Source organism: Microcoleus sp. A003_D6, assembly GCF_036702825.1.
In the GTDB taxonomy this organism is placed as follows: Bacteria; Cyanobacteriota; Cyanobacteriia; order Cyanobacteriales; family Microcoleaceae; genus Microcoleus.
In genome coordinates this window covers 49,334-74,836 of the sequence record NZ_JAUBWA010000017.1, presented here as the reverse complement: position 1 = coordinate 74,836, position 25,503 = coordinate 49,334, and the positions used below count along the sequence as shown (strand labels likewise).

The window sequence follows — 25,503 nt, the reverse complement described above, 5'->3', positions numbered from 1 at the left end:
GATGATCGGTTAAAATCTCAGGGAGTTTTTGGCTCTGCTCGCGGAGCGCCGCTGTTCCAAAACTGTCCGAAGTATTGGACTTAGGATTGCTATATATGCCTGAAAACCTCTGTATGCTTTACAATCAGTAAAAGCTGGAGCTGATTCACATGGGAGGTTAGCTTATGTTTAAGCAACAGTTTGTACGCCTGGATGGGTTTACCAAAGCAGAACGGATTCAGATGACTGCCCATGTAAGTGAAGCGATTAACCAAGCAGGAGCTTGGATTACTGACTTCCACCTGTACTCGAACATCTTAATCTGCATCAACTTTCAGGTGCCGATCGCCAACTTGGATAGACTCGCTGCAACTCTGCAAGAGACAGGTTTGCATTTGAGCCAAGAGAGCATAGATCAACTCATGCCTGCTAATGACTCGACGCTGAAAGAGAAAGAGCTACTAGGGACATTACAAATTACATTTGTACATAACGAACCAGACTTGCTCCGAGATGTGCCTGCTGTTCCGGGATAAGAGCCGATTATGTTGCAACTACGGCGAAAAGAACTATTATCTAGTTAGTAGCCGTTGTTTAAGCAGCTAACCCGCAGAATTCATTGATGAATGAAGGGTTAGCGACAGTAGCTTTAAGGTCTCTCCACAAAATCCGGAAGAACCAGTGACGACCTATGCTATAATTTTCGCGGAGGTGATGAAAAATGCAAACATCAATTGAACACGCTGAAGCCACCGAAAGGGCAAGTAACCTTAAAAGTCCGCTCGCTCCCATCATCATCGAGATGGAACCGCAAACCGACGAGGCCGTTCAGGAATTAGTTACTGAAGGCAAGGGTCTGATCTATGACAGCGTGCAAGTGGCTATAGATCAAATGAAGGCGCAGGGAACTATTGCAGGAGCCGTAGTGCCAGTTTTCATCATCATTTCGCCATCAATAATCTAAGATATAGTTGCGCGATCGCGCAGGGTCAGCAGCTTACTGGAGATTTATGATGCGTCCAACGGAGTCAGCGCAGTGAGTAATCGCTAGCGCTATAGTTCTTTGTTTCAACTTCGAGATGTGTCGATGCTCCAACCTGACTTAATTCCGATCCCTCTTGACTTACCGCCTGAGAAACGCCCGCTTCAGATTCAGGCAATCTCACTAGACAGGAACCGGGCGCTTTTCGTTTTCAGTGAATTCACTAAGCTGTTTGGCCAATACCTCTTTAAGCGGCTCTCGGGTTCGGGAAACCTAATGACCGATTTTTCACGGGATCTTCGCTATGCCATTGAAAGGTTGGGTGGGCTGATGGTCAAAGCGGGACAGCTTTTATCTCTTCGCTTGGACTTGCTGCCTCTGGAGGTCTGCGAGGAACTGGCTAAACTACAAGACCGCTCCCGGGGATTCTCCTTCGACCACGTAAAACGGGTGATTCAAGAAGATCTGGGAATGGCACTCGAAGAGGCCTTCACGGAGTTTGAAGAGAAGCCCTTCGCAGCCGCATCCATTTCCCAGGTGCACCGAGCCCGGATCTCCAACGTCCAAGGTATCGTAGTCGTGAAGGTTCTGCGTCCAGACGCGGAAAAGAACTTTGGACAGGATCTCCGGCTAATCAAATTCATGCTGTCCGCACTAAAGAACTCCGGGTTTCAGAGCTACTTGGATTGGGACGGAATGAGCGCCGAGATAGAGCAGATGGTGCGGGAGGAAATGGACTATCGCTACGAAGCGGCGAACATTGAGCGGATGGACCGGACGCTACGCGAGCATGACATTTATGTTCCCACGTTAATACTAAGCCACAGCCGAAGGCGTATACTGACGACAGAGTATGTGCCGGGGATTCTGATGTCGGACTACATCCGCGCCTCCAAGACTGACCCAGACCGCCTCGATACCATCCTCCGGCTTAACAACATCGATCCGGCACTGGTTGGTCAACGATTATTCGAGAGCTTTTTCCGGCAGATGCTGGAAGATAATCTATTTCACGGCGATTTGCACCCAGGGAATATCATGCTGCTGCGTGACAGCCGTATTTGCCTCATCGATCTGGGAGCGGTAGGCAGCCTCGACGCGCATTTCCTGCGCTATTACCAACGCAGCCTGCGGGCGCTGGGCGAACGAGACTACGATCGCGCTCTCGATTACAGCTTGATGCTCTCCGACTCGCTTCCGGGAGATAACATCGAAGGCATCAAAGCGCAGTTGATCCAGTGTTACAGGCAATGGGACGCGAAGATGAACATCCGCAGCCTCTCTTATCACGAAAAGTCGGTCGGCGCGATCGGTGTGGCCGTTGGCGCGGTGATGCGGAAGAACCGCGTATCGTCCAGTTGGCAACTTCTGCGTGTATTCCGAACATGGGGCTTAATGGACGCTTCGCTGAACTATCTTTTACCCAATGCCGACTATATGGGCCTGATAGGAGGCTACTTCCTCAGCGCTACTGAACGGGTACAGAACCGAGCAAAGCAGATAGGCGCTTTTGAGATAATCGCGCACCTCACAGATCGACTTTCTGAATTCTCGGATCTCACTTTTTTGTCGCTTCGCGAGAAAGCAGTCAGGAGGCACGTCGTATCTGAAAAGGGATTTCTAGCAACCATCGCTAGCGAACTCGGAAAAATCTTGTGGTGCGGAATAATTCTGGCGGTTTGGGTATTTCTTCACCAGCATACTGCGATCGCGGTCAGTTGGCTGCCTGCAAATCAGTATTCCGCCTGGGCAAACAATGCACCCAAGCTCGCTCCCGAAGTCTGGGCTGGTCTGTTCCTGTTTCTGCTTTACCTTCTACATCGCCTCGGCCGGCGTTGATACTACTAAGTCACCAAGCCCTAAATATTCTGGGGGTTCGTAGCGGTAGTAAAGCTTTATTTTCAATTACAGTTGAAGTAACAAAACTCGAATAATTTACAACAGTTACAACTATGAAAAATTCTGTCCTGACATTTGATGGTATCGATGATAGTGTTGAATTATCAAAAGGTTTTCCCTCAATTGATAAGGCAATCACTATCGAGTTTTGGGCAAAAGGAGAAAATAGTCTCACCCAACAAACCAGCGTTATTGAGGCTCATAATGCCCAGAACGATCGCGTTTTGAATATTCATTTTCCTTGGCAGCACGTAGCCAATTCTCGAATTTTTTGGGATGCGGGTAATGAGAATGGGTGTAATCGCATCGACAAAGAAGTTAAACTCGAAGAATACAATGGATGGACGCATTGGGCTTTTGTCAAAGATACTGCCACCGGAAAAATGTTCATTTATAGGAGTGGAGAAATTTGGCATCAAGGCGAGGGAAATATAAAAAATTTAGGCGGAATTAATAAATTTGTCATTGGTTCTTACGTCAGTGGTGGTCAATATTGGAAAGGCTCTTTGACGGAATTTCGTATTTGGAATACTGGACGCACTCAAGCAGAAATTAAGCACAATATTAATTCCACTTTGGTAGGAAATGAGTCAGGATTAGTGGGTTATTATCCTTTTAATGGGGATAGTAATGATAAAACTAGCAATGGCAATAATGGTATAATTAACGGTGCTATTTGGAGGCAAGAGGAACTTTCTTTCATATTAGAACCACCTAAAGCTATGCAAAATGTACCGAAAAATATGCAATTCGTACTAGCATTTGATGGTCAAGATGATTTTATCACCTGTCCAGAGGGAATTATCACCGCCTCATATACCAAGGAAGCCTGGGTGAAGCTGACTGAACCAGTATCATTGAACAACAACATCATCTCTGGGCGTGACCATGCTTTATTTATGCCCAATGGCGGATTCCTAGCATCTGGACACAACAATCAGTGGTGGCTTGTGAAAGATTCCAGTGCCAGCCCGGCTAATACTTGGGTTCATGTGGCAGTGACCTACGATAGCCAGACCAAGATGATGTATTTGTATCGAGACGGTTATTTAGTCAGCCAAGCTAGTAATGTGCCACCTTTTAATCCCTCAGACCGCCTCCTCCTAATTGGGTCTCATCATACTGTCTCTCTCTTCAAAGGTCAAATGGCGGAAGCCCGTGTCTGGAATAAAGTGCTTTCCCAAACAGAAATTCATTCCAATCTATCCCATCGTCTTGTGGGTAATGAACCCGGACTGGTGGGTTATTGGCCGTTGAACGATGGAGAAGGTGCGATCGCCAAGGATCGAACCACCAATGCCAATCATGGCACGATTAACGGAAATCCCAGTTGGGAACCCTCCACTCTGTCGATTCTTGATGCTATACCCAGCCAACCTGAAAAAGAGGAAGTACCCAATTCACCGGGAACGCCAACCCAAGAATCTCCCCCCACACCCGCAAAAATTAGTCCAGCAGTTAATCTACCCACGGACAGTAAAATCAAGCTCAAGTCTTGGAAAGGGGATTATCTACATCGTCCCGATTCGCCTCAAGGTGTAACTACCTGGAGCACAGGCGTTGGCAATGAGTGGACAGTTGAGGCGATCGCAGATAACAAAATCAAGCTCAAGTCCTGGAAAGGGGATTATCTACATCGTCCCGATTCACCTCAAGGTGTAACTACCTGGAACACAGGCGTTGGCAATGAGTGGACGGTTGAGGCGATCGCAGATAACAAAATCAAGCTCAAGTCCTGGAAAGGAGATTATCTACATCGTCCTGACTCACCACCTGATGTAACCACATGGCATACAGGCGTTGGCAATGAATGGGAATTTGAAGTTATTAGCATCGAGGAGCCATTAACTTCGACGATCAATACAGAAATGGGCAATGAGGGGGGGGTTAAGTTCGGGACTGCCGTTATCCAGTTTGATGGAGAGACTAATTACATTGAGATTCCCCATCAGAGTGTTTTGGGTTTAACCAACAACTTCACCGTGGAGGCGTGGTTTAATGCTCAAACCCTGGAAGGATATCGGCGGATGTTCTCCAAGTTTCCCGGCTTTGGCTATGGGTTGGTAGGTAGTTCCTTGCTGTTCACAACTTACTGGATTCAGGATTATGCTGCTGCCGCCCAACTGACAGCAGGAACCTGGTATCACCTGGCTATTGTCTTTGATGCGTCAAATAGTGTCTATTTTTATCTCAATGGCTCACTGGTGCAAACCGTGGCGGGAGAATCGCCAGCCACCTTGTCCACTGGTGCTCTTGAGATTGGTCGTAAAGCCGAGGGTCACGATGAGTATTGGCACGGACAACTAGCTGAGCTTCGCCTCTGGAATCGAGCCAAGACACCAGGGGAAATTCTCTCAGGCAAATCTTACAGCCTGGTAGGTGACGAACCAAATCTAGTTGGTTACTGGCCCCTAAATGAGGGAGTTGGGACAACGATCCAGGACAAAACCAGTAACGCCAATCATGGCAGCATTCGCGGCAACAACGTAGTTTGGGGTCTCTCCACTCTGGAACTAGCTGCTGCTGAGCTAAAGAGCGATCGTGGTACGAGCTCTCAGGCAATCGAGGAACAAGCTCAACCCTCTACCCCTGAAGGGAAAGAACAGATACCATCTATACCAGGAGCGAAAGTTCCCAGCCAAGGAGAGACGGCAGGTAAACTTGAAACTACGCCAGCTCCCATTATCATTGAGATGGAGTCCCTAAGTGACGAGGCAGTTTTGGAATTCTTTACTAAAGGCAATGGCGCGATCTATGACAGCGTGGATACGGCTCTAGATCAAATGAAGGCGCAGGGAGCTTTTGCCAGAAATGCAGTACCAGTTTTCATTGTTATTTCGGGTTCTGTTCTGGGGGGGCAATAAGCAACTTGAAAGCCTAGCAATACAAGGGTTTAAGCCGATTAGTCTCAAAAAAGATAGCGGTTGGCGATCGTTAATTTTTCGGGTGTTGACAACGAAAAAAGAAGCTTTTGGGCGATCGCCATAATCGTTATTTTCAATAAACCTGTCAATAGGCTGCGATCTTTTTTAGGTTAATGAGTCTCAAAGCTTTATATATCATGGGTTTCAGAGAGTATGTTACTTACTAGGCTGAATGTAGGATTTATGGACAAAGAGCGCATCCGTCCAGCTTGCTAACTGCATCTGATAGTGAAATTCATAAAAGGAAACGAGTAGAAAGTCATGAAGTGTCAGGTATTCATATACCTTCGCAAACGACGGAAGATTCTTATACATATCAGAGAATATTATCTCAAAATAAATCAGCCCAATTTTGTTTGCACGAATTGTACCTTCAGCTCCCTTAAACACCTCAAGCTCAAATCCCTGTGTATCTGACTTAAGAATATCTATATGTTCAATCTGCTCATCATGACAAAACTGATCGATTGTTCTTACTTCAACCGATGTTTCTTTCGTTATTTTCCCCCACCCAAATTCGCTAAGAGGTAAGAAAGAACTCATATATGAATGCGAGTTTTCTAAAAATATCATTTGTTCGGAGGCTGATCCGAGCGCACAGTTCCACAACCGTACATCTTCGAGTTCAGATGCTTGCTGGCTAAGTATTTTAAATGTTGTAGGGCTCGGCTCGAAAGAATTTATTATGCACCTTGGGAATTGAGAGCGAAACCTATGAATGGACTGCCCTACATTTGCTCCAACATCAAAGACAACGGGGCGGTCATTGTGAAGATATTTTGCCATGTCATCCAGGGGATCTTTCCCAAGTGAACTAGGAAATGGTAATTTAACGATGTTGGAAGGAAACTTGCGAATAAGATTTCTAATTATGTGTTTCATCGGATTTTAATTGTCCTTGGTTGACCTTAGTTCGGGTAGAGAAGATTCTGGGATGAATTAACTCGGTTTTGAGAATGCCAAAAAAGCTTTCAGCCACCGCATTATTCCAGCAATTCCCTCGACTGCTCATACTACAGCTTATATTAGCTTGCTGAATAGCGCTGTGGTAGTCGCCACTAGCATACTGAGACTCTCGGTCAGAATGGAACAGCAATCCAGACTGAGCAGGCCTGCGTTGCCCTAAAGCAGTCAGCACCAGCTCGGTGTGCATATTTCTGCCATCGCTGATCGCACTACCCGTTTTGAAAAAGGTCGATAATGACGGATAGGTAAATCAAACCTTCAGCTATCCAGATATAGGTCATGTCAATCACCCCTACCCAGTTGGGTTCATGCGTCTTAAAGTCCCGCTCCAAGAAATTCTCAGCAATAGGGAAGTGATATTCACAATCAGTGGTTATCTTGAATTTACCTCGATATGGAGGTACATTTATGTACAGGACTTACGCAACTGGCCGAATTAGTAGGGTAAGCTGTTCGACATTTAAACTGCATTATTTGTGGTCTATACCCCATACTGTAAGGGGTTCAGGCAAAAATTTTAAATGACTAACAGCTTATCCCGGAAGCCGAAACCCTTATTCTTTGGCTCGAACACTACCCCTAACGCACCCTGCAAGTTGATGGAAATTTGACAATTGGGTAAGTCCTAGAATTGTGCCCTGATTACCCTTGTTAGTTCGATAAGTAGTCCAACATCATTAATTACACAAAAATTGGTCTGAAATCCTTGCCTACCAAGACTTAGCAACAAATTATAGTGTAATCAATTCTGTCGGGCTACTTATATAGTTTAATTACTTTAATATTAGGAGCACGGCTATAGCTATGCCTAAATCAACCAAGAAAAAAAACAAAGCGCCTCTTGAAACTGCTATTGACTCTGTGTTGGTATTAGATGGTTTCAATGATTGGGTAGAGTTTCCTCCCGGCAGTATGCCTTCGGGGAATGCCATCACCTGTAGTTTTTGGGCTTACGGCAGCGATGCCTTACCAAGGGATACTTCAGTAATATCCGCGTCGGACGCGAACGGAAATCGAATATTAAATATCGATCTGCCCTGGAGTAATGGCTTCATCTATTTCGATTGTGGCAATAACGGTACTAGCGTTGGCGTTGACCGGATCGAAAAGCAAGCCTCACCCGAGGTTTATAGAGATAACTGGTTTCATTGGGCGTTTACCAAAGATGCTGCTACCGGGGAGATGAAGATATATTTCAATGGTCAACTGTGGCATAGTGGCACTGGCAAAACCATTGCCCTTCCTAAATCTTCCCTTGTCCGACTCGGCTGTTATGGGGACAGTAAATATTTCTATCCGGGTAAACTGGCCGAGCTACAGTTATGGAATCGCGCCCTTACCGAGCCAGAGATTAAACAGAATATGTCTCGCCGTTTAATCGGAGATGAACCGGGGCTGGTGGGTTATTGGCCGTTGAACGATGGAGAAGGTGCGATCGCCGAGGATCGAACCAGTAACGCCAATCATGGCACGATTCACGGAAATCCCAGTTGGGGACCCTCCACTCTGTCCCTTGTGGATGCTATACCCAGCGAATCTGAAAACGAAAAAGCACCCAGTTCACCGGGAACGCCAACCCAAGCATCTGATACCCCAATGATTACAGAAATAGTTCCTGCAGGCAGCGCGATCGCCGACAAGAACACAGCCGTTATCCAGTTTGATGGAGAGACTAATTACATTGAGATTCCCCATCAGAGTGTTTTGGGTTTAACCAACAACTTCACCGTGGAGGCGTGGTTTAATGCTCAAACCCTGGAAGGATATCGGCGGATGTTCTCCAAGTTTCCCGGCTTTGGCTATGGGTTGGTAGGTAGTTCCTTGCTGTTCACAACTTACTGGATTCAGGATTATGCTGCTGCCGCCCAACTGACAGCAGGAACCTGGTATCACCTGGCTATTGTCTTTGATGCGTCAAATAGTGTCTATTTTTATCTCAATGGCTCACTGGTGCAAACCGTGGCGGGAGAATCGCCAGCCACCTTGTCCACTGGTGCTCTTGAGATTGGTCGTAAAGCCGAGGGTCACGATGAGTATTGGCACGGACAACTAGCTGAGCTTCGCCTCTGGAATCGAGCCAAGACACCAGGGGAAATTCTCTCAGGCAAATCTTACAGCCTGGTAGGTGACGAACCAAATCTAGTTGGTTACTGGCCCCTAAATGAGGGAGTTGGGACAACGATCCAGGACAAAACCAGTAACGCCAATCATGGCAGCATTCGCGGCAACAACGTAGTTTGGGGTCTCTCCACTCTGGAACTAGCTGCTGCTGAGCTAAAGAGCGATCGTGGTACGAGCTCTCAGGCAATCGAGGAACAAGCTCAACCCTCTACCCCTGAAGGGAAAGAACAGATACCATCTATACCAGGAGCGAAAGTTCCCAGCCAAGGAGAGACGGCAGGTAAACTTGAAACTACGCCAGCTCCCATTATCATTGAGATGGAGTCCCTAAGTGACGAGGCAGTTTTGGAATTCTTTACTAAAGGCAATGGCGCGATCTATGACAGCGTGGATACGGCTCTAGATCAAATGAAGGCGCAGGGAGCTTTTGCCAGAAACGCAGTACCAGTTTTCATTGTTATTTCGGGTTCTGTTGCAACTACTGCTTAATTAAACAACTATTCTTTGATGAGTAGCAGTTCTTTAAGCAGCTAACCCGAAGAGTTCATTGATGAATTATATTTGCCCCATGACATTCCTTTTGGAACATCTTGAATCTGTTCCTAGTGAATTTCAAAAGGTAGACTTGATGCTCAAACCATTATGTTGTCATTGTTTTTGCAACACAGCCCATTATTAGACTAGAATCTCCGTGGCTGGTAGAGTAGAAATGACGACGCACAAACAAATACAATCCATACTTCCGGGCTGAGAAACAACAGCTCGGATTTCCCAAAAGAGCAAAAAGGAGTTGTGACGAATGAGTGAATATCAATACAAAAACCTCGCACTGCAAGCTGGCGGCGTTCTGGGAACCGCATACGTAGGAGCGATTCAGGCACTGACCGAAAAAGGAATACTTCCGAACATCGATAGAATCGCGGGGGCCTCGGCTGGGGCGATCGTGGGAACACTGATCGCTTTACGTTTTTCTCCTGTCGAAATCGAAAGAATTATGCTCGATTTAGATTTCTCACAATTCACCGACAGCACCAATGTTTTGAATATTGTTCGGAAGTATGGCTTCTATGCTGGCGACTTTTTTCTTAAGTGGATGGAGGATCTGGTAGCAATGAAACTGACGAAGACAGCTACGTTCGAGGATCTCAGAAATGCTGGTTTCGGGGATCTTTACGTCTTCGCAACTGACCTGACTACTCGAGGACTACGGGAATTTTCCTATCGCAGTACACCAGACACGCAGATCGCTTCCGCTGTTCGCGCTTCAATGTCTATTCCGCTTTTTTTTGAGGCGTGGCAATTTCCCGATTCCATCCCCGACGATCACATTTATATAGATGGCGGTATCATGCTGCCATACCCCCTCTATACCTTTGATTATCCTCCCTTCACCCCAGTGGAAACACACAATGAAGAAACCCTCGGTATCAGTCTGAAGACTGGATTCAGCCAAGTTGGTTTGCGGAAATTCTTCGATTTTAATGAATATATTGAAAGTTTGTTTGAGTCTGTTTCCACCATGCGGATCAGCGCAACGAACAAGCTTAGAACCGTGACTATCGACACCCTTAACATATCACCTACTAATTTCCAGATCAGCATGGCAGACAAGAAGAAACTGGCAAAAAGTGGCTACGATGGTGTCATCGATTTCTTTAACAAGAAGGAAGAAGGCTGTGTTTTTCTTCCAGAAGACGTGGTCGAGGAAATCAACGCGCTGACCGAGGTGGCCGAGGCAGCCAGCGCTGAGGTCGAGGCAGCCGAGGCGGCCGCCGCGCCCGTCTCGGCATGATATTCAGGTTGTAAATACAGGAAAAACTACGAAATGCGGTTTGGTATTATCTGCCCCCCAGTTCCCGGTCATCTATATGGGATGATGACGATCGGTCGCGAACTGCGACGGCGCGGACATGATGTATATCTACTCGGCATTACTGATGTCGCCTCCCACGCCTCGAACGGTTACGTGGATTTTGCCGCGATCGGAATCGCTGAGTTTCCGGCAGGGGCGCTGGATTCCTATCTGAACACGATCCGCAACGTCAATCTTCTGACTATTCGCAAGGGGATTGACTGGGCTCGAACGATGTGCGTCGCTCTTTGCCGTGATGGTGCCGCAGCGGTAGAGTCTCTAGACCTGGACGCGTTACTTGTCGATCAATGCCAGACTGAAGGCAAGACGATCGCCGATCTTACCGGAGTTCCCTACCTTTCAATTTGCAACGCTCTCAACCTTGAGGGCGACGAATCCGGGGAGGCACCCCCTCCTTTCCTGCCATGGACTCCCGGTGAGGGGATTGCGGCTCGGCGTATTCGGAATCGTTTGGGACATCGAGTTTTCGCTTCCATGATGGCGCCGATCGTTTCCCAAACGAACGAATTTCGGAAAGCCCGTGGACTCTCTAACCTGCGAAATTGGGAAGAGTGTATTTCACCTCTTGGGACTATCAATAATTTGACTCAGGGGATTGATTTCCTACGGGGCACAAACAAGCGCCCGATGTTTTATACAGGACCTTATCTGGACGAACGCCCAAACGAGACACCGTTTCCTTGGGAACAATTGGACGGACGGCCAATTGTCTACGCATCCCTGGGCACATTACACACCGCTAAATGGCACATTTTGGAGTCGATCGCCAGTGCGTGTGCCACCCTGCCAGTACAATTGGTGGTCAGCCTTGGGCAGTGGACGAATGAGTGCAAGACCATACAACTGCCGGGCGATCCACTAACTGTTCCCTACGCTCCGCAACTCGCGTTACTAGCGCGGGCGGCCGCAGCCGTCACGCACGCGGGCGCTAACACAGTAATGGAGGCCCTTTCCCACGGATGCCCGCTTGTCGCTATTCCACTAGCTAGCGATCAGCCCGCGATAGCTGCGCGCGTGGCTTGGGCGGGTGTTGGTCTAGTAGTCCCGCCCGGTAAAGTTACTAACACACGGCTGCGAACTGCGATTTCCACCGCGATCAAGCAGAGCCGAATCCGCCTTAAGGTAGATGCACTGCGACAAGAAATTCTTGACGCTGGAGGCGTTGTTGCCGCAGCCAACGCGATCGAAACCGTATTTACGGCGATCGCGCCAGCAACCAACGACTCACCGCAAAGCGTAAACCAAGTAAACCTCTGAGCCTCTGAGGATGTCGCTCTGCCCAACGCTAACCCTCCCGAATCCCTGTTCGCGAAGCAAGCTCTCAATTCTCTGCAAGCGTCCGTCGATGTCGTGTACTTCAATGACTGCTTGGCGAACTATAGACCAGTAACTCTCGATCCCTGCCAATAGAAGTTCTTCCGATTTCTCAACGTTAATCTTTAGCAGATCGATATTCGCGATCGATTCTGCCGATATCACATCCGCCAACCGACGCACCGGGCAGATTACGCGCTCGAACCGAAAATGGCGGCGCAGAGTGCGATCGAGTAACATTCGGCGGAGAAACACAGGAATCAAACCAAGCGCCTTCAAGCGCGACGGGGTATCAAGACCGCTGGAATTCCGAATTAGGGTCTCGCGGAGTTTCAAATATTCCGCCGTAGTCTCTTCTGGAAAAGCGCTGGACAACATCGGTGTTTCCGGATGATAAGCAAATTCAAGTTTCCCTTCTATGCTCCCCAGCGCGCACTCATATACGTGGACGCGGGTCGGCACCATTCGTGCTACGTTGCGGCGGAGCATGGATGCAATCTGGGGAATGGGCTCGAAAGCATGAATTGTTGCGGTTCCCTCACACATTGCCGCCACCATGCCAGCAAACACGCCGATATGCGCCCCTGCATCTATCACCGTAGCTCCTGGTTTCAGGCAGATACCATGCTGGAAATAAGATTGGCAGTCTTCGTAAATCGCGATCGCCTCCTCCCGATTAGGACACTCGATCTGAATTTGGTCTGGGAAAGTTACGTAGGATTGCTTCATAGTTGGTCTGCGTCCTTTTTGGACAGCACGAGGTCAATCTGTCCTGTCACGCCGCTTACCCGGATCGGCCCGCGGATTTGTACAGGACGAGAGATTCGCTCCGGATAGAGGAACCTCCAAGGAGCGTAGTCGTTCTGAATGCGGTAAGGGCGGAATCCTGCATCGAGTATCGGACCTAAAACCTGTTCACAAGTCATATTCAGCTCCCGGCTAGCGGCCGGCCAGAGTGACGGACTGATTTCGATTACTATCTCCACATCTTGGCGAAGCAATCCGAGAGCAGGAACAAGACCTCTCAACACCTCGGCTTCCGCTCCTTCGACATCAATTTTGATGATCCTGGCCGTTCGCAGTTCCTTTTCAGTGAGCAGCGAGGCCAGTGATCCCGAAGAAACCGTGCAGCGATCGCGAAACGAGTCTCGTAAGACTGTTGTTGACCAACCCTCGCTGCCCTTGGGTCCCAGGTAAAAGGGAATCATTCCGGGTAGCTCGGAAGCTGCGACATTTAGTGCCCGGACGTTTCCGCAGTCCGGATCGAGGGTCAGATTCTTTTCAAGCGCGGCAAACGTCTCTGGCGAGGCTTCGAGAGCCACAACATTCCCCTCCCCGCCAACCGCGCGCGATGCCAGGACAGAGTAATAGCCTACGTGCGCTCCAACGTCAATGAAGGTGTCCCCGGTGTGCAACTCAGAGGCGATAAACGCCGATACATCCGGCTCCCAGACCCCGTAGAGAAAAATGCAGGTCTGAATGGCATCAGGCAGGCGGCAGATCATTTCGGAACCATAACGGGTTTTTGCCTTTACGACCAGCGGAGCGTTAATCGCAGAAACCACCCTCACACAGCCGTAGAGTGCCAACTGAATCGGGAGGGCAACTATGGCATACGGGCAGTACAGCCACAATGGTGGGTTCTGGCTCGCCATTTGCATCGTGGCGGCAACGGAACGTAACCCATCTAGCAGGAAAGACAACATTTTAACTCGTTGCATATCGTCCTCCTTCAGTCTGGCAGTTCAGAATCTCGCGGAGCTCATCTGCCAGTCCGCTGGCTTCAGAACCCGACAGCAGTCCGAAATGGTCGCAGGGAAACTCTCGTGTGGCAACATCAGTACCTAGAAGTATCCGCCACACCTCCGGCGAGTCTCCCGCCGGGGCTGAAATCGGCGGCAATGCTAAAGCATTTCCTTCGGCCGTGAAGCCAAGCGCCGCCCGGAAAAGCGTTACCTTGGCTCGGCAAACGAACGGTTCCGGCCGATAGCTGTTGAGAAAGCCGTCATGCCGCGTCGCTAGCCGGCTCGCTTTGCCAATCGAATTTATTAGTTGTTCCCGATTCAGAGGCGAGTGCCTGCCAAGCTGGTTTGCAATCACCTCGCCATGCTCTTCGGGTTCCACACCACAGAAATCCCCTAGTTCGAGAAGGCGCGGCGCGTTCCAGCGCCTGATCAGCATATTACCGATCAGCAACGAGGCGAATGCGGGATCTGTTAGGGTCGTATTCTCCTTGAGGTAGCGCAGGTCAGCAGACCCAGGAGCATAGGTATCAAGCAGGATCAGATCCTGGACAAACTCGCCCTGCTGTTCAAGCGCACGGCAAATTTCAACCGCGATCGCCCCGCCGAACGAATAGCCCCCGATTCGGTATCGTTCCACAGGATGAGATTCCCGAATGACTGAGAGGTAATACTCTGCCAGTTGCTCGACACTCGCTTGAGATGCGGATTCAACGGCTTCGATTCCGAACAAAGGGAAGTCTGGCCCAAGAGACTGACTGAGTGACAACAGCCAATTTGTATCTCCAGGAGCACCGTGAATCCAGAAAGATGGCGCTTGTCGGCCGTTCTGGTGGAATGTCATTAGAGGACTTTGCGGGGAACGCTGCAACGGTTTGCTAGGCCCCGCCGATGGTAAGTTGGCGGCCAGTTGCTCAATCGTTAGATAGCGAAGAAAAACATCTGCCGACAACGACAAATCAAATATCTTCTCTAGGGACTGACGGAGTTCCACCTGTACGAGAGAATCGAGACCGAGTGAACTCAATTCAGTATGGTCTACCAAATCTCGATCGGCGATACCAAGTGTTTTACCGATAACCGAGCGGAGGAGCTTTACCGCATTGGTGGAATCAGGCCGGACATCTGAGAGTAGCGAGCCGGTTTCTGGTTTCACCGGAACCCAGTGTTTCGCCCTTGAGAACGGATAGCCTGGTAACGGAACCTTTTCACCTTTAACTCCCGGTTCGATATCCCATGCGAGGTTTCCCCCTGACATCCATTCCCGGGCAGACTGTTCTGTCTTACTGTCTCCGAAAACCGCCGGGTATCCGTTGAGCCAATTCTGAATCTGAACAAAAAGGCTCTCTCGATCGCTGGCTACAAAAGCAACTCTTTCGGCAAATGTATCCCGGCCGATCTGTAAAGTGTGTGCCACACTTCGCAACGGGTAGTCCTTTCCCCAAGTCCGAAGCGCTTCCAGAAGACCCCTGACAGCATCTCTGAGTGCCTTCGGGTTCTTGGCTGAAATCGGAATAATCTCCGGAACCCTCTGCTGTTGGAGATCGTTTTGCTTGTGCCGAACGGCGAAACGCTCCAGCAGGACGTGACAGTTCGTACCGCCAAATCCGAAGCTACTGACACCTGCGCGGAAAACTGGGAGGCCCGATTCATCGGTGAAGGGTTCCCAATATCGAGTAGAGGGAGAAATTCGGAAACGCCCGCGATCGAGCCGCAAAAGGGGGTTCACCGAGTCTTGGTGCAACGTAGCTGGGATCTTCTCATGCTGCATTGCCAGGATCACCTTGAGCAATCCCGCAATCCCAGACGCCGGTTCGAGGTGTCCGATATTCGTCTTGACCGAACCCAGCCAGCAAACCGGAGCGGACTCAGAGTTCTTGCTTGAGCGGTGGCGGAGCCGATCAAACGCCTCTATCAACGCGTCCACTTCTACTGGATCTCCGAGTGGAGTACCAGTGCCATGCGCCTCGATGAAGGTGACTGAATCCGGATCGATCCCGGCCCGTTCATAGACTGTCGCGATGAGATTAGCCTGCGCCTCCGCATTTGGTGAAGTCAGCGACATAGCGTGCCCGCCATGATTGACACCTGTACCCCGGATAATGGCGTGGATGAAGTCTCCATCCGCCCGCGCCTGACGAGCAGACTTGAGGAACACAACCCCAACACCTTCCCCTTTAACGTAGCCGTCCGCTTGTTGGTCGAAGGTTCGGCATCGCCCGTCAGGAGACAATACTCCCATCCGGGCCGCCATCAGAACTGCTTCCGGCGACAGCAGGACGTGAACCCCGCCAGCGATCGCAAACTCAGTCTCTCCGGAACGGATAGCTTGCACGGCTCGGTGCACGGCGACGAGGGAACTGGAACAAGCGGTATCGATTACCTCGCTCGGACCGCGCAGATCAAGCAAGTAAGAGACGCGGTTGGAGAGCATTGAATGCGCGTTTCCAGTGGCCACATGAGGTCCCGCCTCTGCGTCGTGAAACCGCTGCACGTACTCATTCATCTGCACGCCCGCGAATACTGCTGTCCTTGAGCCTGCAAGCGAAGACGGGCGGATTCCCGCATTCTCGATCGCGTGCCAGGTGTTTTGAAGGAACAAACGATGCTGCGGGTCCATCTGCTCGGCTTCTCTTGGTGAGATGCCAAAGAACAAAGGGTCAAATTCAGCTATCTGCTCAATGAAGCCACCCCACCGCAGAGATTCTTCACGGCCGGTTCCGGCCAGATCCCTGGAACACTGCCGCCAATCCCAACGATCGGCAGGAGTCTCTGAAATCAAGTCCCGGCCTTCTTCGAGGTTGCGCCAAAATTCTTGGAGGTTGGGGGAACCGGGGAACATCCCACTGATCCCGACAATGGCGACTTCCTCTTCACCACTGGAAGTGGCGTGCGGCGGCAAAACAAAGTTGTTTTCCCTAACCCCACAGTCTTTGAGGTGTCCCGCTAGCGCAGCGATATTGCTGAACCGGAAGAAGATAGACGGGCTGATGTCAACGTTATACTGCTGTGCAATCCTTGCCGCAAACTCTTTCAGCAGGATCGAGTCAAAGCCATACTCGCTGAACCCAGTCCGAGAGTTGAGCTTTTCAGGATTGATGGAAAGAACGGAAGCGGCGAGGTTTTTCAACATTTCTTCGACGGAACCATCCACTTCAACGCGCGTAACTGCCGAAACGCAGGGTTTGGGTAATTTTCTTTCGGCCGCTTGCAGCAAACGCCGAATGGCAGAGTCGTCAGCATCTAAAACTAAAGTCTGCGTAGGGCCGTGTTGTAGCACGCGGTCGAAAGCCTCAATCCCGGATTCAGTCGTCAACAGTCGCAGTCCAGTCGCCGCAAGATACATATCGCGCACCTCGCTGTCGAGATTCATTCCGCCATCCGCCCAAAGCGGCCAACCGATCGAAATGCACCCTACGGACTCAGCGAATGCGTCCAAATACCGATTGGCGCAAGCATAGTTGCAACTGCCGAGATCCCCTACCACCGATGCGAGGGACGAAAAGAAGACCACGAAATCTAAACTCCTAAAGTCGAGAATCCTGTGCAGCACGCGGACTCCTTCCAACTTAGGACGCAGAACGGTCTCGAAATCGTGCCAGCTCATATCGCCAAGGGCGTCCCGGCCCTGTACGCCAGCGCAGTGAATTACACCCTGGACACGGCCCAGCAAGACTTCGGCTTTCGCGAGGGCGGTTCGCATCTCCGATTCAGATGCTACGTCTACCTGAAAGTAAGCGCCATCGCCGCCCGCACTCCGCAGCAACTCGATCGCAGCTTGGACTGCTGATGATTGGGGCGATCGCCCGGTCATAACGATACGCGCGCGACAGGTCTGGGCGAGGTGCAATGCGATCTTGGCACCTAACGAACCCGCTGCGCCTGTAATCAGATAAACGCCCTGCTCCACGAGCTTTTTCGATGCCGGGGCTGTTTGATCCAGTGGAGTAAACTCTCGGATAAGGCGCGCGCCGTGCCGATAAAATATCTCGTTGTCAGACCAGTCGGTCTGTGCTTCCGTATTCACGATCGACGGCCAATTTGCCGCGGCTGCCTCAACCCGGATGGTTCTGAGGCGGAGATCCGGACAGGCAGCCGTGATGGAGCGACGGAAACCACCGACCGCGTCGCGATCGGCGATTTCCCGATCCTGGTCGCCGAAAAAGTAATGAATGTCCATCTGGTCAGGTCTTACCTTGAGCAAGGCCTGAGCAAGAAGGAATATCCGGCGAAGCGGACCGTAGTCGCTGCCAGAATTAGCAATCGAAACCAAGTCCCAGCAGTGAAGAATGCCCTTAGCAGTGGGACACTCAGAAAGGAGCCGTTCATAGTGTTGCCCCTCATCGGGATCGATTCGGAAGGTTCGGGATTCTAGTGCTTCAAACCGCGAGTCCCCTGGTAATACAACCGTCACACGCCGGAACAGAGCAAAATCGCGTTGGCACTTGTGCGCCATCTCAATATCTGGCGCGAATAGCAGCAGATCAAATACTTCCGTACCTTGGTTGGCTGGAGATGGGCGCCAGACTGGACAGAGGATCTTTGGGCTGCCTTGCTGGCTGTCCGCCGCTTGAGATGGCGCGGTTGTTTGGAGCCAATGCCTCTCCCGTTCAAACGGGTATCCTGGAAGGACGGCGGGTCGGCAAGACAGGTCGGGTTGCGGCGCGGACTCGTTTGCAGTTTGGCCTGAAACCCATGATTGGGCTGGTTCCGGCAGAGCCTCTAATGAGTCTCCAGTGAGCCACCCGCGCAGCTTGTGGATCGCTTCCCCCACAGAATTCGCAGCGATCGCAGCCCGATGTTCCATTTCCACCCTGCCCCGTCTGAGCGTGTACGCGATATCGGACAAGGTTTGGCTGGCACCGCGTATTTCGAGATGTTCTGCAAGGTTCACAGCCATTCTCCGCAATGCCTCTGGAGTACGTGCAGATATCTGAATTATTTCCGGACTGCGATCTTCAGCACCCGCTAGCACGGCTACAGGCGATTTGTAGCCTTCGAGAATGATATGGACGTTGGTTCCGCCCGCCCCGAAGGAGCTAATACCAGCCCGCCGATTCCCCTGCCAAGGTTCCAGTTTCGACTGAAGAACGAACGGACTATGGGTTAAGTCGAGAGCCGGATTCGGTTCGCCGCAGTGTAGAGACGGAACCAAGGTGCCGTGGCGCATTTGCAGAATGACTTTAATCGCGCTCGCAACGCCAGCAGCCGCTTCCAGATGCCCAATATTGGATTTCACAGAACCGAGCGAGCAGAAGTGCGTTTGGCTGGTTTGGCGGCGGAATGCCTTCTCCAACCCCCGCAATTCCAGCGGGTCCCCCATCGCCGTTCCCGTCCCATGAGCTTCGAGATAACGAATGGTTTGCGCGTCAACCCCAGCATCCTTAAGGGCTAGACCGATCAGTTCTGCCTGTGCATCGGGATTCGGGACTGTGTAGCCGGTAGTTAACCCATCTTGATTCATGGCGCTACCTAAAATTACAGCGTCAATTCGATCGCCGTCTGCAACGGCGAGGGAAAGCGGTTTGAGGAGCAGTGCGCCCACTCCTTCTCCTGGGACAAAGCCGTTGGCTCCCCGTCCAAAGCTTCTGCATCGACCGTCCGCCGAAAGGAACCCTAGTCCGCTGAGTGCAACATACTTTGAGGGATGGAGTACAAGATTGACTCCTCCTGCGATCGCGACTTCACACTCCCCACGTCTGAGCGACTGTACGGCAAGATGAATCGCCGCAAGGGAGGAGGAGCAAGCAGTATCAACGGCTATACTCGGTCCCGTGCAATCCAGAAACCATGAGACGCGGTTTGGGACTGACCAGTAGGAAGAAGCAGCCAAAACCATATTGCCTCTTGACCACTCTTCAGCGGCGAGAAGTTGATAGCTTCCCCACGTAATTCCCGCAAACACCCCTATGCGACGGGAACTGCCATTGACACTCGCGCGAAGCTTGGCGGGTGTATATCCAGCGTTCTCGATCGCGTGCCAGGCGGTTTGCAGAAATAGCCGTTCCTGCGGGTCCATCGATGCGGCTTCCCGTGGCGAGATCCGGAAGAACAATGGATCGAAACGATCCACATCCTCAAGGAAGCCTCCCCACTTACATACCGACTTGCCAGTATACAAATCTGCGTTCCAGCGCGATCGAGGAATCTCCGTGATGCAATCCGATCCCGAAGCTAGCACTTCCCAGAACTGTTCCGTGTTTCGCGCCCCCGGAAAGCGTCCTGCCATGCCGATGACTGCAATCGGTTCATTTCTGTGTTCCGGTTCATGCTTTGGTTGTGCGATCGCCATTGAAGTGCGAAGTTCCGGCTCATGGTTTGGTTGTGCGATCGCCATTGGAGCGCGGGGTTCAATTTCGCTCAAGTCTGCACTGCCCAGCAACGCCGAGAGGGACTCCACAGTTGGATTCTCGAAAAAGACGGCAGGGTTGAGGGAAAGCCCAGGAAGCTTTTTCTGTAGTTCCTCGCCCAGCCTGGCAAGTAGCAAGGAATCGAATCCTAATTCACCGAGCCGCGAAAGGGAATCGATTTCTTCGGGACGAAGCCCGAGCAGCCCTGAAATGATTTGAATAAGAATCGAGCCAACCGCCGTCCGGCTTCCCGCAATCTTGCCAGTTGCTCTGCCAGACTTCGCAACCGCCGTCCGGCTTCTCAACAGGATCTTAAACTTCTCCGGGTCTCCCGGCACAATGGCGATTTGGGGTTCATTCTGCGATAGCGTCCACTCGATTAGGCGCAGACCATCTTCCGCCGCCAGCGGCCGCAGCCCCGCAAACCGCTCCATCCATTTTTGAGAGTCCTCACTGAGGCTCATGCCTCCGCCCTGCCAGAACGGGAGGTTGATTGCACGACTGTACCCGCTTCTGAGTTGCGATTGGCGAAGGCTCTCTCGCCAGAGCATGAATCCGTCAAGGAATCCATTCGCAGCCGAGTAATCCGATTGCCCCGGTACTCCAAGGATTGAACTCAGCGAAGATAGACAGAGGAAGAAATCGAGTGGGTCTTCCCGTGTCAGCAGATCGAGGTAGGTGACTCCATGCAGCTTCGGGCGTAGCACCCGGTCGAAGGAAATGCGATCCTTTCGGCTTAGCAGTGAGTCCTCGACCATACCCGCAGCATGGACGATTCCGCGCAGCGGAAACCCTGTACTCCGCGCCGCGTTGACAACTGAGCGGACACCAGCAATTTCGCCAACATCAGCTACTATATAGGTCACATTCGCGCCTAAAGCACGCCACGATTCCAGGATTCCCGACTTGTTTAAATCGAGCGGCGATCGCCCCGCCAGCACCAACGCCACATTGCCAGCTCGGACGGCACTCTCCGCTAGTGTTCTGCCGATCGCTCCCAGCCCGCCGGTGATAATGTAACATCCCCCGTCTTTCCAGATCGGCTTTGCGTCGCATACGCCTGGTTCAATTCTTTGGAGTCCGCGCGCAGAAAGTCCGCGTTCATCTAAATGGAAGGAGAAAGAGCCGCCTTGTTCCCAGATTGTGGAAGCCGCATCCAGAATGGCTGCTGCATCGCTAGCGATCGCATCTCCGACCGCCAGAACCGCGGGCCGGAGCCGGGTGCTCTCCTGGGCGACTGTGGCAAGCATCGCGGCCGCTGCATCCGTGAATGGCTGCTCATCACCCACGCCACCGACATATAGAATATTCACGGGTTCAGCGGGTTCTGAACGCAGCAGCGCACGGCAAAAGCAAAACAGTGGATGAAGTGTGCCGTTGAGTGAGTTTCGCACATAGTCTCCCGCGCTGTCCACGCCGATCGCTGCACTCTTCGTCGATCGCAATACCACATGAGACGGAAAATTCCCCTTGGATTTGAGGTGTTCCAGCAAGGTGTCATAGTCTTGTTCGCGAACCAGATTGATCCGGTACCGGTCGTTGGTCAACGGATCGAAATCGATTCCCGGCATCGCTAAAATTGCGCGACTAGAACTACTCCAGCAGTCCAAGCTTGCGAATTCCGCAGTTAATGACTTTCGATCTGGGGCAGTACCAATCCAGAGCAGTGTATCTAATGGATCTTTCGGACTTTTGTTCATTGCTACCGGCACCCATTCAGGAGCAAACAGGGCGATCGGTGTATCAGCTTCTGCTTCTGGTGCTGCACTTGCGGAGCGTGGGAACCAACACTGCCTACGTTCAAACGGATATCCTGGTAATTCTATGCGACGCGGCGAGCGACCATTCCACATAGAGTTCCAGTTCATATCAGCACCTTTTACCCAGCGTGCCGCCAGTTCTAGCGGGTTGCCTTCCCATTTTTCAATGATTTCTTCCTCGTCGTCTGTGGAGCGACCAAATACCACTTCGCGCACAGGAGTTCCATCAAGGAAGAGTTTCCAGCGCTGAATTAGTTCCGCGCTGTTTGCTGCCTGTACAGCCAGACGGAACGGCAGTGCCACGCGCCCGCTCTGCAATGTAAATACACAATCCTCGAAATCAGGCGGCTCTGGTGCTTCCAATACTTGAAGCAGTTGGCTGACGAGGACGCGCAGACGCTCGCCGTCGATCGCGGAGAGGGGAACGACTTGAAGTCGCGCGATCGGCTCCACAATGCTGCTCCTGCTGACTGGTTGAGCTGGATATTCCTCCACGATCAGGTGAACATTCACTCCACCCGCTCCAAAGGAACTGACACCCGCCAGAAGAGGCGAGTCACCAGATGTCTTCCAATCAGCAGCCTTGTTCTGCACGAAAACTGGACATTTTAGGAAATCGATCCGCGGATTCAGTTCTTGGGTATGAAGCGAGGGAGCGACACGCCGGTGCTTCATTTGCAACAGCACTTTGGTGAGACCAGCAATGCCAGCAGCCGATTCCAGATGTCCAATGTTCGCTTTGACAGATCCGATCGCACAGTATGGCGAAGCACTCCGACCCAGCGCTTGCGTCAAGGCGGATATCTCAATGGGATCGCCCAACTCCGTGCCAGTGCCATGCGCTTCGATGTATGAAATCGCCGAGGGAGCGACACCCGCATCGTGTAGCGCCTCGCGGATAACGTCCGTCTGCGCTTCCGGGTTCGGAACAGTGTAGCCGGAAACCTTTCCGCCACTGTTCATAGCTGAGCCGCGGATGACACCGAGAATGCGGTCTCGATCTCGTTCCGCATCGGCAAGGGTTTTCAGAACCACGACTCCGACACCCTCTCCGGGTACAAGGCCACACGCGCCCGCACCGAAGGGACGGCAAACTCCATCTCGGGCAAGCATCTTCATCCGGCTCAGAGCCACCAGATGACGCGGATGCAAGATGAGGTTAACGCCGCCCGCGATCGCGGCGCGGCACTCATCCCGTCGCAGACTCTGAACCGCCAGATGAATAGCTACCAGCGAAGACGAGCAAGCTGTATCGACGGCTATGCTTGGGCCGCGAAAATCGCAGAAATAAGAGAATCGGTTCGCGATCGCAGATGCCGACGATCCGGCCATCACGAAGTGTCCGTTCAGCGCCTCCTCCGCAGCCAGAATCTGATACTCGCCATACATCACTCCAGCGAACACGCCCACTTCGCGACGGCCCGCCTTCTTGGGAAGGCGAACCAGGGTGGCAGGTGTCAAACCGGCGTTTTCTATCCCAGCCCAAGCGATCTCAAGGAACAACCGTTCTTGAGGGTCCATTCCGGCAGCTTCATTGGGCGAAATTCCGAAGAAGCGAGGATCGAAACAGTCCACCCGGTCAATCCAGCCAGCGCGATTGGAGGAGGTACTGTTCTCCGTCTTACCTGCCGACTCCAAGCAGTCCCGATTCGGCCAGCGATCGTGCGGAGTCTCGGAAATACATTCGCGCCCGTCAATGAGATTCCGCCAGAAGTCTTCTAGCCCTTCGCCTCCGGGGTATCGCCCTGCTATTCCCACAATGGCGATCGGAGCAGTACCGGAATTCCGGCGCTGCTGTGGCAAATGCACAGCCGGTGCTTCGACCTTAGATTTCAATGCCGAGGCGGGAACTGCGTTGCGTACTTCATCAGGTTTGTTCTCCTCCAGCCACTTGCTTAGTGCATCTAGAGACGTGCATTGGAACAGAAGAGTCTGGGGCAGTTGTCCGAAATCTTTTTCCAGAGCCCGGATAATCTCAAGAGTTACTAACGAATCCACTCCATACTTTTCAAAAGTTGCTTTACGAGCCAGATTCTTGCCGTCGAGTCGCAAGACAGACGCGAAAACCCCACGGAGATAGTCTACAATCCCAGCCTGACCAACTGTTGTCTCGGCAGCCACCGGCACTTCCAGGGGAGTTTCCGAACTCCTTTCCTTCGCCACTTTTTCTGGAACTTCAACCCATCCGTCGCTCTCTCCAAGAATTACGGATTGTATTGCCTGCCCGTCGCTGGGAACAGCCGGACTCGCTTCACATATCCCGCGAAAACCCGCCAGCCGCAGCACTGCCCTCCACTGATGCACGCCTAACAAAGGAGCATAGGGTAAACGGAGGTCTGAATCGCAAAACAACCACCAGCCGTCCGTAAGTCCAAATGTCAGGGTCGCAAAGTCTTGAACGCGAGTGCCTTCATTGAGAACCAGCAGTCCGTCACGCTTCAACAACCGCTTGGTCTCGCGAAGAGAATCGATCGCGCTGGAGGTGGCGTGCAGAACATTCGCTGCCAGCACCAGATCGTAGAAGCCAGGCCCAAAGGCTTGGGACTCTATGTCCTTGGAAATATCTAGCACCCGGAATTCGCAGAATGGTCGCGAAACTCCGAACTTGAGTTGGGCCTGACGGACGAGGGCAGGCGATACATCCGTGTACGTATACAGAATCGACCCGGCGAATCGATCCAGGTTGTTGAGAACGGCGGAGCTAGTACCCCCGGTGCCCGCACCGATCTCAATTACCCGAACGATCGCGTTTGGTGCCTTAGTCAGAATCGCTTCAATCGCGGAACCGACAGCCTCCGCTGTCAGTGAATTGTAGTAGTCCATCAGGGCATTGCCACGATAGATTCCCTCCACCAAGGAAGACGATCCTCCTGGAAACAGAATGGTTAGCGGATCGCATTTACCAATCAGGATTTCGTCGTAACAGTCGAGACAGTTTTCCAGCAACTCCACATGGGGTGCAATTCCGGGATAGTTCGACCGTAGTCGATTGGAGTCAGTCTGCAAACCTTCGATCCGGCTTTGCAATTCAGACCGAAGTCCTGCGGGCGAAACTACAATGTCACCGTTTCGTTCCTTAACTAACCCAGCTCGCAAGAGAATGTCGAGCAATGCAGCAAACATTCGCTCGTAACGGCTATGAACACGCAGTTTGCTGATGAGCGATTGAGTGGTCCACCGCTCGTCACCGGACCCGAATACACCCAATTTGCGAAAGGTTGCGAACAGGCGAAACTGTGCGTACTCCTCAAGTTCCTGAAATGCAGCGATCGCGCGTTGGTCGATTGGCGAGTTGATTACGAAACGGACGAGGGACTCGGAAGCGGCAACAATCGACGACACGGAGGACTCTTTGATTCGTTCCGTACTCCATCCGCTGCGATCGAGCGATCGCAGCACCTCATCACCCAGCCGAACGGGTACACTTTGCCGGACACCATGAATCAGCAAGCGCCGCAATGTCTCGACACCCTCAGCAGTTCCTATTCCCAGAATCCCTTGTTTCTCGATCCGTTTGCTATAGTCCTCGGTTGCGACGATACCCGTTTCATTCCAATACCCCCAGTTGATGATCTGAATCCGCCGCCCAGCTT

General features: G+C 51.7%; 11 protein-coding genes and 1 pseudogene (1 of these 12 running past the window's edge). 7 read left to right on the top strand and 5 right to left on the bottom strand.

Going from position 1 to position 25,503, the window contains the following annotated elements; translation table 11 throughout:
- Nucleotides 1-164: 164 nt before the first annotated feature.
- From QUB70_RS07505 to QUB70_RS07490, 4 genes are all read left to right on the top strand, one after another.
- The gene (locus QUB70_RS07505) at nt 165-515 is read left to right on the top strand and encodes a hypothetical protein (protein ID WP_332979367.1); all 351 of its coding nucleotides are present in this window, start codon (nt 165-167) and stop codon (nt 513-515) included.
- A 185-nt stretch (nt 516-700) separates the two neighbouring features.
- Nucleotides 701-943: a DUF6200 domain-containing protein gene (locus tag QUB70_RS07500; protein WP_332979365.1), complete on the top strand. Its 243-nt coding sequence runs from the start codon at nt 701-703 to the stop codon at nt 941-943.
- A 294-nt stretch (nt 944-1,237) separates the two neighbouring features.
- The gene (locus QUB70_RS07495) at nt 1,238-2,800 is read left to right on the top strand and encodes an ABC1 kinase family protein (RefSeq protein ID WP_332979364.1); all 1,563 of its coding nucleotides are present in this window, start codon (nt 1,238-1,240) and stop codon (nt 2,798-2,800) included.
- 113 nt (nt 2,801-2,913) lie between these two features.
- A complete protein-coding gene (locus tag QUB70_RS07490) occupies nt 2,914-5,724 on the top strand; it encodes a LamG domain-containing protein (protein WP_332979363.1) in 2,811 nt (936 codons plus the stop codon).
- 216 nt (nt 5,725-5,940) lie between these two features.
- Here the strand turns inward: QUB70_RS07490 and QUB70_RS07485 are convergent, their stop codons facing one another.
- The gene (locus QUB70_RS07485) at nt 5,941-6,666 is read right to left on the bottom strand and encodes an FkbM family methyltransferase (protein ID WP_332979362.1); all 726 of its coding nucleotides are present in this window, start codon (nt 6,664-6,666) and stop codon (nt 5,941-5,943) included.
- A gap of 52 nt (nt 6,667-6,718) precedes the next feature.
- Nucleotides 6,719-6,904, bottom strand: a pseudogene (locus QUB70_RS32640) (IS3 family transposase); the annotation flags it as partial.
- A 650-nt stretch (nt 6,905-7,554) separates the two neighbouring features.
- Here QUB70_RS32640 and QUB70_RS07475 point away from each other — a divergent pair.
- From QUB70_RS07475 to QUB70_RS07465, 3 genes are all read left to right on the top strand, one after another.
- Nucleotides 7,555-9,360, top strand: a complete 1,806-nt coding sequence (locus QUB70_RS07475; RefSeq protein ID WP_332979359.1) for a LamG domain-containing protein — start codon at nt 7,555-7,557, stop codon at nt 9,358-9,360.
- A gap of 310 nt (nt 9,361-9,670) precedes the next feature.
- Entirely contained in the window at nt 9,671-10,663 is a 993-nt protein-coding gene (locus tag QUB70_RS07470; protein WP_332979358.1) for a patatin-like phospholipase family protein, read from the top strand.
- Nucleotides 10,664-10,696: 33 nt separating this feature from the next.
- Complete coding sequence (locus QUB70_RS07465; protein ID WP_332979357.1) at nt 10,697-12,001, top strand: glycosyltransferase; 1,305 nt, start codon at nt 10,697-10,699, stop codon at nt 11,999-12,001.
- On the opposite strand, the gene QUB70_RS07460 is transcribed toward QUB70_RS07465, so the two are convergent.
- The 3 genes in view from QUB70_RS07460 to QUB70_RS07450 are tightly spaced (each overlapping or abutting the next) and all read right to left on the bottom strand, a layout consistent with a single transcriptional unit that may run on beyond the window.
- Nucleotides 11,969-12,787, bottom strand: a complete 819-nt coding sequence (locus QUB70_RS07460; protein WP_332979355.1) for an FkbM family methyltransferase — start codon at nt 12,785-12,787, stop codon at nt 11,969-11,971. The genes QUB70_RS07465 and QUB70_RS07460 overlap by 33 nt on opposite strands.
- Entirely contained in the window at nt 12,784-13,779 is a 996-nt protein-coding gene (locus QUB70_RS07455) for an FkbM family methyltransferase (RefSeq protein WP_332979353.1), read from the bottom strand. The genes QUB70_RS07460 and QUB70_RS07455 overlap by 4 nt, the downstream gene beginning before the upstream one ends.
- Nucleotides 13,766-25,503 carry the 3' portion of an SDR family NAD(P)-dependent oxidoreductase gene (locus tag QUB70_RS07450; protein ID WP_442927730.1) on the bottom strand. The gene runs 12,898 nt beyond the window's last position, so only the last 11,738 of its 24,636 coding nucleotides appear in the window; its start codon lies beyond the right edge, outside the window; it ends in the stop codon at nt 13,766-13,768. The genes QUB70_RS07455 and QUB70_RS07450 overlap by 14 nt, the downstream gene beginning before the upstream one ends.

Coding starts and splice junctions, on each gene's coding strand:
- QUB70_RS07455 (WP_332979353.1), bottom strand. CDS start 13,779: ATGCAACGAGTTAAAATGTTGTCTTTCCTGCTAGATGGGTTACGTTCC.
- QUB70_RS07505 (WP_332979367.1), top strand. CDS start 165: ATGTTTAAGCAACAGTTTGTACGCCTGGATGGGTTTACCAAAGCAGAA.
- QUB70_RS07500 (WP_332979365.1), top strand. CDS start 701: ATGCAAACATCAATTGAACACGCTGAAGCCACCGAAAGGGCAAGTAAC.
- QUB70_RS07460 (WP_332979355.1), bottom strand. CDS start 12,787: ATGAAGCAATCCTACGTAACTTTCCCAGACCAAATTCAGATCGAGTGT.
- QUB70_RS07495 (WP_332979364.1), top strand. CDS start 1,238: ATGACCGATTTTTCACGGGATCTTCGCTATGCCATTGAAAGGTTGGGT.
- QUB70_RS07485 (WP_332979362.1), bottom strand. CDS start 6,666: ATGAAACACATAATTAGAAATCTTATTCGCAAGTTTCCTTCCAACATC.
- QUB70_RS07470 (WP_332979358.1), top strand. CDS start 9,671: ATGAGTGAATATCAATACAAAAACCTCGCACTGCAAGCTGGCGGCGTT.
- QUB70_RS07490 (WP_332979363.1), top strand. CDS start 2,914: ATGAAAAATTCTGTCCTGACATTTGATGGTATCGATGATAGTGTTGAA.
- QUB70_RS07475 (WP_332979359.1), top strand. CDS start 7,555: ATGCCTAAATCAACCAAGAAAAAAAACAAAGCGCCTCTTGAAACTGCT.
- QUB70_RS07465 (WP_332979357.1), top strand. CDS start 10,697: ATGCGGTTTGGTATTATCTGCCCCCCAGTTCCCGGTCATCTATATGGG.